The sequence below is a fragment of the Paenibacillus sp. yr247 genome (genome assembly GCF_900103825.1).
Lineage (GTDB): Bacteria > Bacillota > Bacilli > Paenibacillales > NBRC-103111 > Paenibacillus_E.
In genome coordinates, this window is record NZ_FNIF01000005.1 from 209471 (window position 1) to 222203 (window position 12733).

Genomic DNA, 12733 nt, shown 5'->3' on the forward strand with positions numbered 1-12733 from the left:
GCTGATTTCTTACCTCTTTTGAGCGTCCAAAAGAGCAGAAATCAGCTTATTCTCGCACATAATCAGGCGTTATACATGAACCGTATACTGTTGACCAAGCAGCTCAGCTGCTCGATCGGCGTCTTCTTGGTTTCGGAAGGATAGACGCAATACACCAGGTACATCTTCACGGCTTTCAATAATTTGGATATTGCTCAAATTAATCCTAGCGTTACCGAGTGAAGAAGTAATGTGGCCAATAATACCGGGATGATCAGGAATATCAACATAAATATCGAATAAGGATGTGATCATACCTTTTCTCCGCTCTGGCAGTTGACCTCGGAACTCACTAGCCACACGAAATTGTTCGGCAATTCCCTCGCCGTCACCATTCTCCAACAACTTGATAAAGTGCGAAATTTCAAGATTCCAATCATTAAGGAGCTTGAGCAGCACTTGTCGATTGTTAACAAGAATATCTCGCCAAATCATCGGTTCGCTGGATGCAATACGTGTAATATCTCGGAATCCGCCAGCGGCCAGGTTTTGATACAACGGATTCGTTTCGTTATAGCCTCTTACTTGATTAACTAAAGCAACAGCAATGATATGCGGTAAATGACTGATCGCACCTACGATGTCATCGTGTTCGCGGGCACCAACTTGAACAATCTGAGCCTTCGTTGTCCGGAGCAGCTCCGTTAGACGGTCAACCTCAGCTTTAGGCGTCCCCTCCGCAGGTGTCAAGACATAGAATGCATTTTCAAATAGATGTGAGGAAGCTGCCTCAACCCCATGACGTTCAGAGCCTGCCATTGGATGACCGCCAATAAAGTAGACGCCATCCTTAACAAAGGTTGCTGCACTTTCGGTGATTGAAGCCTTGGTACTACCGACATCTGTGATGATACAACCATCTTTCAGTGGGAGCTGCACCAGCTGCTGGACATACTCCTCTAACATGCCAACAGGCACACAAAGAAAAATGTAGTCCGCTCCTTCTACCGCTTCCGCCATACTAGTTGTAGCCGCGTCAACGACATTCCGTTTAAGAAGCTTCTCAACTGATTTCGGATTCGGCGAGTGACCGACGACTGTAAATTCTGGTTTTCCTTTATAGCATAAGGCGAGTGATCCACCGATCAGCCCTACACCGAATATCGCAATTTTAGTCATGAAATCAACCTTTATGATTTAAATTAGGCCTGAACTGCAACCTCAGCGAGCACTTGCGTTAGAGCGGCAATGAATTTCTCATTCTGTTCGCGCGAGCCGATTGTAACGCGAAGCGATGTTGGGAAGCCCAACATATGACCTCCTCGAATGATGATACCTCGGCGCAGCAAACCATTAAATACATCCACTGCTGGACGACCTACATGAACCATGATGAAGTTACCGTGTGCTGGAAATGCTTTAAGACCCATCTTGTTAAACTGATCTGTTAAATATTGCAAGCCAGCTGTGTTCGCTTCTCGGCAGCTTTGGATGAAATCTTGATCTTTGATTGCAGCAAGCGCAGCGGCTTGGGCAAATCTGGTTGTGTTAAAAGGTTCGCGCACTTGATTAATCGATCGAATAACATCGGGATGTCCGATTCCGTAACCAATTCGCAGCGAAGCCAACCCATAAATCTTAGAAAATGTACGCAAAGCAATCACATTACGATATTGCCCAATTAGTTCAATGCTATCCGGGAATTCACCCGTCGTGTTGTATTCGCAATAAGCTTCATCAAGAACGACTAGTACGTGGTCTGGAACTTTGGCTAAAAACGCTTTAATTTCCGTATCCGTATTCATCGTGCCCGTAGGGTTATTTGGATTACAAATCCAAACAATTTTCGTTCGGTCTGTAATGGCAGCTAGCATACCTTCCAGATCGTGCGTGCCTTCTTTCAAAGGAACTTCAATGGACACTGCCCCTTCAATTTCACAGTTATGTTTATATTGGGGGAACGTGTGTGAAGCCATGACAGATTCGTCACCTTGAACGAGGAAAGCCCTCGCCAGCATCAGTATAACCTCATCTGAGCCTGCGCCAAAAATAAGTTGATTATTCGCTACTCCAAGGGATTCAGCAACAGCTTCTGTCAACTGAACAGCTCCCCCATCTGGATACAAGCTGATGTTGGAAATTTCGGCCTCAATTGCTGCTCTCACTTTGGGTGAGGAGCCAAAAGGGTTTTCGTTGGATGCCAACTTTATAACTTTAGTCAAACCTAGCTCACGTTTTACTTCTTCAATAGGTTTACCCGGTTGATAAACCGGTAAGTGCACAATCGTTTGTTTCGGTTTCATGGTAGTCACCTCATCAATTAAATGTTCGACCCTTTTAATTCTCCCACAAAGTTACGAATTTGCAATAGTCCTTCCGGGTGCGCAGCATCGACTTCAAAATGATGCAATGCGTTCTCAATCGTACGTACAATGGCACTACCGACAACGACTCCATCGCATAGCTTCTCAAAGCGCTGAACTTGCTCGCGATTTGAAATTCCGAAGCCAACGACAATAGGCACATTCGCGGCGTCCCGCACAGTAGCAAGAAAATCTTCAATGCCGCCGAAAAACTCAGCGCGTTCACCAGTAACGCCCAAAGATGACACACAATAGACGAAACCGCGAGCTCCAGCTGCAATCCGCTTAACACGCTCATTGGATGTTGGCACAACTAGCGGGATAAGATGTATACCGAAAGCTTCAGCTATCGCTCTCGTCTCACTGTCTTCTTCTAACGGAAGATCAGGGATAATGATACCGCTGATTTCATTATCTTGCATCGTTTTGAAAATGCGCTCAAGCCCAATTTGCAAAACCGGATTATAATACGTAAAAAGAATGAAAGGCAGCTTAGAACCACGACTTCTCGCCTGATGTGCAACTTCAATGACATCAAAGATAGAAATTTTACGCTGCAGCGCTCGCTCAGAGGAACGTTGAATAACAGGACCGTCGGCTAACGGATCAGAGTAAGGAACACCTAACTCAATCAAGTCGGCACCTGCGCGTTCCATCTCCAGAATAAGTTCAAGGGATGCTTCGAGGGAAGGATCGCCGATAGTCAAGAAAGGAATCATTGCTGTTTCCCTGCGCTCTTTGAGCTCGGCAAATCGCCTATCAATACGATTCATCGCTTATTCCCTCCCTTTGTCGAGATAGCTCATAATGGATTCAACATCTTTATCACCACGTCCGGATAGATTCACGATAATTATCTCATCCTTGGACATGTTAGGAGCTAGTTTAACCGTTTGTGCAATGGCATGAGCACTCTCTAGGGCAGGAATTATACCTTCCGTTCGGCTCAGCAATTGAAGAGCATCTAGCGCTTCCTGGTCCGTGATCGGATAATACGTAGCACGCTCGATATCTTTTAGGTAGGAATGCTCCGGTCCAATGCCGGGGTAATCTAATCCTGCAGAAATGGAGTGAGCCGGCAGCACTTGACCGTACTCGTCCTGTAACAGGTAGCTCAGTGAGCCTTGGAAAACACCAGGTGTCCCCATGGTCATAGTCGCAGCATGCTCCTCGGTATGAATACCGCGGCCAGCCGCTTCCACGCCGATGAGTTTGACCGTTTCATCTTGGACGAACGGATAGAAAATACCCATGGCATTACTGCCTCCTCCAACGCAAGCGATAACGGCATCAGGCAATCTGCCTTCGGTTTCAAGAATCTGTTCCCGAGACTCATCACCAATAACGCGTTGAAAATCACGTACCATCATCGGATAAGGATGTGGTCCTGTAACGGACCCCAAGATATAGTAAGTATCCTGAACGTTGCTAACCCAGTAACGGAGCGTTTCGTTACAAGCGTCTTTCAGTGTACGGGTACCCGACGTAACGGGAATGACGTCAGAACCGAGCAATTTCATGCGGAAAACGTTTAATTGTTGACGCTTCGTGTCTTCCTCGCCCATGAAAACTTTACACTCAAATCCCATCAGCGCCGCTACTGTAGCTGATGCAACACCATGCTGTCCGGCCCCAGTCTCTGCAATAATCTTCTTCTTCCCCATCCGTTTCGCGAGAACCGCTTGTCCAATGGTGTTATTGATTTTATGAGCGCCCGTATGGTTCAAATCCTCACGCTTCAAATAAATTTTGGCTCCGCCCAGCAGTTCAGTTAGTCGCTCTGCATAATAGAGTGGAGTTGGCCTGCCTGAATATTGCTTTTGCAGATAGCGCACCTCAGCAATAAATTCAGGGTCATCTTTATATTGGTTATAAGCTTCTTCAAGCTCAGTTAGTGCGTTCATCAATGTCTCTGGTACATATCGGCCGCCGAACTTGCCGAATCTGCCATGCTGGTCAGGTACTTGCATCACTTTCGGGTCACCCTTTCCACAAATGCGGTAATTTTCGCAATATCTTTGACGCCTTCGGTCTCCACGCCGCTAGAAACATCCACTCCGTCAGGATTGTACGCTGTCACTAATCGATCAACATTATTAGGCTGCAGTCCGCCTGCTACCAGCAGTCCCACACCTGCCGAACGAGCCCATTCCTGATAAACAGGAATACGGTCCCATGCAAAGGTTGTCCCTGATCCTCCTCCATACACCGGGTCAAAGGTATCAAGCAACACTGCATCAATTGTCCCTATATAGGGGTCAAGCTGGGAAGATAAGTCTGCAAGAGTTGGCACCTTGTTCTCCGATTTGGAAATGGATACGGATTTAAACACTTTTACCTGGAAATGTTCACGAACCCACCGACAAAAATCAGGTGTCTCCTGACTATGTAATTGAACAACGTCAAGTGGAGCCACCGCTAGAATTTGTGCTAATTGTTCCTCGCTCGGATTGACGAATACACCTACAGTCAGAGGGATGGGCACGCCATTAGCCGCTTCTGATTTCAGGTAAGCAATCAGCTCACTGGCCCTCTCCGGGGTGACTTGTCGCTTGCTCGGTGCAAAAACAAAACCGATATGAGCTATCGGCAAATGTACGATTGATTTTAACACTTCAACGCTTTGAAGTCCACAAATTTTTACCGTTGGAACCATCCCCGCAGCCATTCATTTCGCCTCTTTCTACTTCAACTGATTCGTTGTTTGTACCCGTTTACCCATCAAATCATGAACGGCCTGCTCAACAACAGGCTGACGCATGAAATGCTCGCCAATTAAGACAGCCTGGGAGCCGATTTGCTGTAAATAAGCCATATCTTGGGCAGTTGAGATGCCACTTTCACTGACGACAGTTTTCCCAGCGGGAATGAATTGAATCAGTTCTTCGGTTGTGCCTAAGTCAGTTGCAAATGTTTTCAAATTCCTATTGTTGACGCCAATTATTTGGGTGTCCAGTTCAAGTGCGCGTTCCAGCTCTTTACGATCATGCACCTCAACAAGTGCATCCAGCCCAAGATCGCTAGCCAATGTCAAATACTGCTTCATTTGGTCTGTCGTCAAAATCGCAGCAATCAGCAAAATAGCATCTGCACCAATCAAACGGGCTTCATAAATTTGTTTCGGATCAATCGTGAAATCTTTCCGCAGCAATGGCACATTAACCGCTTTACGAACAGCCATCAAGTACTCATTACTGCCTTGAAAATACTGCACATCCGTCAAAACTGAAATGCAATCGGCCCCAGCTCTTTCATAGGATTCCGCCAAACGCACCGGCTCAAAATCCTCACGAATCAATCCTTTGGACGGAGAAGCTTTCTTCACTTCTGCGATAAGACCCATAGCACGGTTTTTCCGAGTCGTCAGCGCCTGTTCAAAGCCTAAACAAGGAGGAAGCTCTGAGATTAGCTTCTCTGCCTCTTTGATCGAAAAACTGCTCATCGCTTCAACCTCAGCCAACTTGGTGGCAACAATTTTATCAAGAAACATAGCATAATTCTCCTGTATATTGGATTAAATCATTCAATTTCTGTTCCGCTCGCCCTGAATCAATCACATCAGCCGCAAGCTTCACACCCTGTTGTAGTGTTCCAACATGGCCTGTCACATAGAAGCAGGCTGCTGCATTCGCAAGCACGATATCGCGATGAGACCCCTTTTCACCTGCAAAAATATGACGAATGATCTCAGCGTTTAGCGCTGCATCTCCACCGCCTACATCCTTAATGCTATGTGCGCGTAAGCCAAGATCATCTGGTGTAATTTTATAAGTACTGATAGTATCACCTTTTAGTTCCGTTACTTTGGTAGGTGCCGAAATACTAAACTCGTCCAAACCATCCTCGCTTGCTACAACCAATGCTCGTTTCAGTCCTAGCGCTTGCAGCGCTTGAGCGAGCAACTCTGTCTTAGAGCTGTCGAACACACCTAGTACTTGACGATCAGCGCCTGCTGGATTCGTTAAGGGACCAAGCAAGTTGAACACCGTTCGGAAGCCCAGCTCACGACGAGGCGCAGCTACATGCTTCATCGATTGATGATAAGTTTGAGCGAACATGAAGCAAATGCCTGTCTTGTCCAAGCACTTCGCTGCTTGCTCGCCGCTTAACGTAATCTTCACGCCAAGAGCTTCCAGGACATCAGCGCTGCCGCTTTTGCTAGACATCGCCCGATTGCCATGCTTCGCTACGCGAATCCCTCCAGCTGATGCTACAATCGCTGCCGTTGTAGAGATATTGAACGTCTCTGCCCCATCTCCACCTGTTCCGCAAGTATCCAACAGATCGTTCTGCTGAACCTCGACTTGAAGGGCCTTATTGCGCATCGTCTCTGCAAAGCCTGTAATCTCCTCCAGCGTCTCGCCTTTGATCCGAAGCGCTGTGAGCAGGCTGCCGATTTGAGATGGTGTAGCAGCACCATCCATGATTTCCGACATCACACCACGTGCTTCCTCACGGGACAAATGACTACCGTTAATGACTTTACCGAGCGCTTGCTGTATATAATTAAGTCCACTCATGACTTCAATCCTCCTCATACTTTTTCCCCTTAAGAGTTAACAAAATAATCTTTGTTAATATCACTTACCGGTCTAGGCTCAGGGCTGAACATGGCCTCTGCCATCCGAATCGATTTGAGCAAAGCTGTCGCTTTATTCACCGTCTCCTGGTACTCACTTTCAGGAACAGAGTCCCATACAATACCGGCACCGGCTTGCACATAGGCTTTGCCTTTTTTGAAAATGATCGTGCGGATTGTGATACAAGTGTCCAAGTTCCCCGAAAATCCTAGGTAACCAATCGCTCCCGCGTAGGCACCGCGAGACTCCGGCTCCAGCTCAGCAATAATCTCCATAGCCCTCAGCTTCGGTGCTCCAGACACTGTCCCTGCAGGCATACAAGAAAGAAGGGCATCGAAGAAATCTTTGTCCTTCGCAATTTTACCCGAAACATTAGAAACGATATGCATGACGTGAGAATAGCGTTCGATGTCCATAAACGTATCGCACTTCACTGTTCCGAATTCCGATACACGCCCGATATCATTGCGGCCTAAGTCAACCAACATCAAGTGTTCAGCACGTTCTTTCTCATCCGCGAGCAGCTCTTTCTCCAAAGCCAGATCTTCTTCAGGCGTCTTCCCTCTTGGCCTTGTACCGGCAATTGGGCGCGTCTCTACTTTCTCCTCCTCGACTCGGACCAACAGCTCTGGCGATGTGCCGACAACGACTTCATCATCCATTTTAAGCACATACATATAAGGAGAAGGATTCATTGTACGAAGCACTCGATACACTTGCAATGGTGAAACACTCGTTTCCATCTCAAAACGTTGTGACAATACAACCTGGAAAATATCTCCCGCACGAATGTATTCCTTGGCTTTATTCACATTGGCAATGTACTTCTCCTTCGTGATGTTTGACCGTATATCGCCGAGATCAGGTTCAGTCACAATCGGATTGTGAGTCATCGTTTCGGTACCGAGAGGACGCTTGATCTTCTCGATTGTTGCATCAATTTTCTCACAAGTCGCATGATACGCTTTGACAATGTCAGCATCCGTTGCAAAAGGCTGTACATGCACATTGGCAATCACTTTGATCTGCTGTTTGAAATGATCGAAAACAATGACTTGATCGCAGAACATGAATTGAATGTCATTCATTTGTAAATCATCAATTTGATGAGAAGGGAGCTTCTCGTAGTATTGCAGCAAATCGTATCCAAAGAATCCGACAGCCCCGCCTGTAAACCGCGGCAAGTCCGCAAGCTGAGGACTTGAGTAGGAACGTAGATAGGCTTTCAACACATCGATTGGCTTCTCGTCAGAAACCTTATTCTCGGTCTGTGTTTCAACCAAAGTTTTCCCATGCTTCGCCTTAATCATCAAGAAGGGATCGCTGCCGATGAAGGAGTATCGGGCCCATTTCACGCCGCCCTCAACACTTTCTAAGAGGAAGGCGCGCGGTTCTTGGTAAAGATGTTGAAATACTCGTATCGGAGTTTCGGTATCTGCTAATAAATGACGTACGACTGGAATGAGGTTATAATTTTTGGCCAAACGAATCACTTCTTGAATTTCAGGTGAATACATGGAAACATCCCCTCTCAGCTTGTGAGCGTCTCGTAATTACGGAGCTCAAAACTCTATTCGAATAACAAAAAAACCTCTACCGGGGGTAGAGGTTGACTTTAGTTATAGTAGAAGATCAGGGAGAATAATGAAAAAAGCAGCTATGGCTGTGTATGAACAAACAAACGCCCTCCAAAAGAGTCGTACTCATCGTCACACAAACCAATATTACCTATTCTCAGCTCATCTGGGCTCAGCTCTACTCGACTAAAATCTGCTCTACTTACCTAAACTCATCTAACTCCACTATACTACCGCGTTGCTTCATTTGTCAATTTAACAATATCAGGCCGTAGTGCCTTAGCTTCCTTCAAGTAGATATGGTTGATCTCCGATTGGCTTTTGGTTGTGTTGATTTGTACCATTAATCGGATACATTTGGGCAAAGCGTTCTCAACCGGAACCTCTAGGGAACACATCAAAGGGACTAGCTCCCAACCGACCATCGTGCGAATCGCTCGAGCCGGGAATGTTGCCGTAATATCCTCTGTCACCGTAATGAAAACCGAACAAATATCTTCCGGGCGAAAATCATTGACCTCAACAATGGTCGCAAGCAGTTCACCTGTAGCGGTTAAAATCTCCTGTTCCTCATTGTGTTCAACCGTCGTCGCTCCACGAATTCCCCTTAAGAACATCGGCTAACTCTCCCCTTTTAAAAGCTCGACAATTTGTCTGACTTGCTCCACCGTAACATCCTTACGGATTTCTACTTTGCCGATTTCCGTCGGGATGATGTAGACCATTGTGCCTTCTTTGAATTTCTTATCATGCATCATAGCGCTCATAATACTATCCGTATCCAGATGAGACGGAATGCTGACAGGCAATCCGTATTTCTGGAACAAACCTTTCGTTACCGAATAAATGTCTTCGACATATCCAAACTGCTGAGCAAGCTTTGCAGCTCCTACCATTCCAATCGCAATGGCTTCACCATGCATCAGTTCGCCATAACCAGCGACCGCTTCCAAGGCGTGACCTATCGTATGGCCGAGATTCAAAATCGCACGCAAATCATGTTCGCGCTCATCTTGAGATACGACGATGGACTTTACTTTACAGCCTATATATAACGCATAACTAAGCGCTTCCGGATCTAATGCAAGCAGCTTCTCCGCGTTGTCGTCGCACCACTGCGTGAAGGCAGCGTCCCAGATCAAGCCGTGCTTGATCACTTCTGAGAGGCCCGCCTTTACTTGGCGGGGCGGCAGTGTCAAAAGCAAGTCGATGTCGAAGAGAACGAGCTCGGGCTGATGGAATGCCCCGATGATGTTCTTCGCCATCGGATGATTGACCGCAACCTTGCCGCCGACAGAGCTGTCGTGGGCAAGGATGGTTGTCGGGATCTGCGCGAAGCGGATCCCGCGCATGAAGCTCGCCGCAGCGAAGCCGGCGAGATCGCCGACCACGCCTCCTCCGAGGGCGACGATCGCTGAACTGCGATCGAGACCCGCCTGGAGGGCGGCGGTCACAATTCCCTCGAGCTGCGCGAGGGATTTGGAAGTTTCGCCTGCGGGCACGACGCAGGCTGTGGCGGCGAAGCCGCCCTTACGGAGCAGCGTCATGACGCGCTCCAGGTGCAGCGGAGCCACCGCGTCGTCGGTGACGACGAGCAGCGGCGACTTGCGGCTGAGCTTCGCACGGTCGAACAGGACCGTGATATTGTTAAGAATGCCTTGGCCAATATATATGGGATAAGACCGTTCTCCAAGCTCTACGGTGAGCTCTCTCATATTAATAGCTCTCCACTTGGGCTAAGAAGTTGGTTAAGTTCGCACGAATTTCCTCGATAGAGTCGCCGCCGAATTTCTCCAAAAAAGCATTCGCTACTTCCCATGCAATTACGTTTTCCATAATCACGCCTGCCGCTGGAACTGCGCAAGTGTCAGAACGCTCAACTTGAGCCGTGAATACTTCCTTCGTATCAATATCAACGCTTTGCAGTGGTTTATAGAGTGTCGAAATTGGTTTCATGACACCGCGTACGATAATTTGCTCGCCCGTTGTCATCCCGCCTTCGAAGCCGCCTGCGCGATTCGTTCTGCGACTAAAGCCATCTTCTTTCGTGTATAGAATTTCGTCATGAACATTGGATCCTCTGCGCTTGGCAGCTTCGAATCCAATTCCGAATTCCACACCTTTGAAAGCTTGAATGGAAAGAACCGCTTGCGCAATTTTACCATCCAATTTGCGATCCCATTGAACGTGGCTGCCTAGACCTACAGGTACGCCTTCAATGATAACTTCAACAATACCACCCAGTGTATCGCCATCTTCTTTGGCTACATCGATCGCGGCGATCATTTTGGCTTCAGCCTCTTTATCAACCACGCGTACCGGAGATTCCTCTGTAATGCGAATAAGTTCATCGACTGGAAGCTCTTGTCGCTCTACTTCTACATCACCAATACGAATGACTTGTCCTGCTACTTTAATGCCGAACTCAGCCAACAATTGGCGCGCTACAGCTCCCGTTGCAACACGCATCGTTGTTTCACGTGCACTTGAACGCTCTAGAATGTTACGCAAATCTTTTTGATTATATTTGAGGCCGCCATTTAAATCCGCATGTCCCGGACGAGGACGATTTACGCGACGTTTGCCTTCGTTATCCTCTTCTACAGGCTCAATGCCCATAACTGTTGTCCAATGCTTCCAATCATTATTTACAACAACAAGTGCTATCGGAGCCCCCGTTGTTTTACCATGGCGCACACCGCCTGCAATTGTCGCTGTATCTTTCTCAATTTGCATTCGACGACCACGACCGTAGCCCTTTTGACGTCTTTGTAATTGAAAGTTCAGATCTTCAAAGTTTAGGGTTACATTACTTGGAAACCCTTCAATAATCGCAGTGAGCTGCGGGCCGTGCGTTTCACCTGCCGTTAAGTATCTCACAATCCATGACCCCCTAAAAGTTTTGCGAAGCAAAACTAGCTTCGTAAGTATTCGATTTGAGTATTGCGAAGCAAACTGACTTCATAAGCATTCACATTGAATTTACGGAGAAAACTGGTTTCGTAAGAGATACGTTCTCCTGTTTCTACCTTGCATTTTTATTAATACTTTAGCGCTTTGACGCGCGATTATCTTTTGTCATTATAGTATAGGTACTCGGGTTTGGCAACAGTTCCAACGCAAAAACACGCTTCGCATGTAAGGTACAATCCCTTAGCGTAAGCGTGTCAATATTTAATCAAGAGCAAAGGTTAACCGTGCATAGGCTGCTTTTGGACGACTCTTGGGAGTTCTGCCATCTGCGGATCATTCATCAGACCCATGATTTGTGACGAATCGACTCCCAAAATTTGCGCACATTCCTGAATGGAGATCATTCCCCTGCGATAAGCGGTAATCACTTTGCGTTTGTCCATAATAGCCTCCTAAACTTTTGCTACATCTTAGTATTGGAAGATATGGAATTTCTTATACACCCTTTTTACGATAAAAGAAAGTATCCGCTGTTTCTAAGTCATATTGCCCTGGGGAGAAAATTTGCTCCGTGGAGCCAACAAACAATAATCCTCCTGGTTTCAGTGCTTTGGAAAATTTCTGGTAAAGGATATGTTTCGCTTCCTCTGTAAAGTAAATGATGACATTGCGGCAAACGATAAGATCAAATCCCGTATCAAATGTATCGACAAGCAAGTTCTGCTTCTGATATTTAATCGATTTCTTCAGGTCATCCTTAATATGATACATCATTTGTTCTTGTCGGAAATATTTCTTCGCATATTTTTCTGGGACGTCTCGCAAAGACCGATCGAGGTATATTGCTTTCCGTGCTTTTTCCAAGGCACCATCATCAATATCTGTCGCGAGTAAATGAACATCATTCAGCGCCCCTTGCTCGGCCAAAATCATTGCTAGTGTATAGGGCTCTTCCCCCGTTGAACAAGCGGCACTCCACACTTTCAAGCGTCGGTTCTTTATCAACATCTCGGGTATAAACTTCTGCTCAACGAGCTCCCAGCGATTCGGATTTCGCCAAAACTCAGAGACATTAATCGTCATTCGATCCAAAAATTCATAAAATAGCTCTTTATTCTTCATCATGGCATCAAAAAAAGCGACAAATGTATGATAACCGCGTTTCATTCGCAGTGTTGTGAGACGTCTTTTCATTTGTGCTTCTTTATAAAGGGCAAGATCAATGGACGTATGCTCTTTCACTTTTTTTATAAACAACAAAAAATCTTGATCCTCCATGCTGTCCACCCACCTTGGTCTTTTTCTAGTAACATACATTCTG

The 12733-nt window shown here is 46.6% G+C and carries 13 protein-coding genes; all 13 read right to left on the bottom strand.

Annotated elements, in window-relative coordinates; translation table 11 throughout:
- Nucleotides 1-69: 69 nt before the first annotated feature.
- The 13 genes from BLT91_RS13385 to BLT91_RS13440 all read right to left on the bottom strand — a co-directional run bounded on the left by BLT91_RS13385 (nt 70) and on the right by BLT91_RS13440 (nt 12690).
- Nucleotides 70-1158: a prephenate dehydrogenase gene (locus BLT91_RS13385; protein ID WP_090821624.1), complete on the bottom strand. Its 1089-nt coding sequence runs from the start codon at nt 1156-1158 to the stop codon at nt 70-72.
- A 23-nt stretch (nt 1159-1181) separates the two neighbouring features.
- A complete protein-coding gene (gene hisC / locus BLT91_RS13390) occupies nt 1182-2282 on the bottom strand; it encodes a histidinol-phosphate transaminase (RefSeq protein ID WP_090821626.1) in 1101 nt (366 codons plus the stop codon).
- Nucleotides 2283-2299: 17 nt separating this feature from the next.
- The gene (gene trpA / locus BLT91_RS13395) at nt 2300-3115 is read right to left on the bottom strand and encodes a tryptophan synthase subunit alpha (protein ID WP_090821628.1); all 816 of its coding nucleotides are present in this window, start codon (nt 3113-3115) and stop codon (nt 2300-2302) included.
- A gap of 3 nt (nt 3116-3118) precedes the next feature.
- Complete coding sequence (trpB, locus tag BLT91_RS13400; RefSeq protein WP_175532285.1) at nt 3119-4315, bottom strand: tryptophan synthase subunit beta; 1197 nt, start codon at nt 4313-4315, stop codon at nt 3119-3121.
- A complete protein-coding gene (locus BLT91_RS13405; protein WP_090821787.1) occupies nt 4312-4998 on the bottom strand; it encodes a phosphoribosylanthranilate isomerase in 687 nt (228 codons plus the stop codon). Before BLT91_RS13405 ends, trpB begins: the two co-directional genes overlap by 4 nt.
- 27 nt (nt 4999-5025) lie before the next feature.
- Nucleotides 5026-5832: an indole-3-glycerol phosphate synthase TrpC gene (trpC, locus tag BLT91_RS13410; RefSeq protein WP_090821632.1), complete on the bottom strand. Its 807-nt coding sequence runs from the start codon at nt 5830-5832 to the stop codon at nt 5026-5028.
- Nucleotides 5822-6862, bottom strand: a complete 1041-nt coding sequence (gene trpD, locus BLT91_RS13415; RefSeq protein WP_090821634.1) for an anthranilate phosphoribosyltransferase — start codon at nt 6860-6862, stop codon at nt 5822-5824. Before trpD ends, trpC begins: the two co-directional genes overlap by 11 nt.
- A gap of 29 nt (nt 6863-6891) precedes the next feature.
- Nucleotides 6892-8439: an anthranilate synthase component I gene (gene trpE / locus BLT91_RS13420; protein WP_090821636.1), complete on the bottom strand. Its 1548-nt coding sequence runs from the start codon at nt 8437-8439 to the stop codon at nt 6892-6894.
- A gap of 290 nt (nt 8440-8729) precedes the next feature.
- Nucleotides 8730-9116, bottom strand: coding sequence for a chorismate mutase (gene aroH, locus BLT91_RS13425; protein ID WP_090821638.1), 387 nt, complete (start codon nt 9114-9116; stop codon nt 8730-8732).
- A gap of 3 nt (nt 9117-9119) precedes the next feature.
- Nucleotides 9120-10214: a 3-dehydroquinate synthase gene (gene aroB / locus BLT91_RS13430; protein WP_090821640.1), complete on the bottom strand. Its 1095-nt coding sequence runs from the start codon at nt 10212-10214 to the stop codon at nt 9120-9122.
- A gap of 1 nt (nt 10215) precedes the next feature.
- Nucleotides 10216-11379 carry a chorismate synthase gene (aroC, locus tag BLT91_RS13435; RefSeq protein ID WP_090821642.1) on the bottom strand — a complete coding sequence of 388 codons (1164 nt, stop codon included), beginning with the start codon at nt 11377-11379 and terminating at the stop codon, nt 10216-10218.
- A 311-nt stretch (nt 11380-11690) separates the two neighbouring features.
- Nucleotides 11691-11855: a hypothetical protein gene (locus BLT91_RS31580; RefSeq protein WP_167053794.1), complete on the bottom strand. Its 165-nt coding sequence runs from the start codon at nt 11853-11855 to the stop codon at nt 11691-11693.
- A 52-nt stretch (nt 11856-11907) separates the two neighbouring features.
- Nucleotides 11908-12690 carry a CheR family methyltransferase gene (locus BLT91_RS13440; protein ID WP_090821644.1) on the bottom strand — a complete coding sequence of 261 codons (783 nt, stop codon included), beginning with the start codon at nt 12688-12690 and terminating at the stop codon, nt 11908-11910.
- Nucleotides 12691-12733 lie beyond the last annotated feature (43 nt).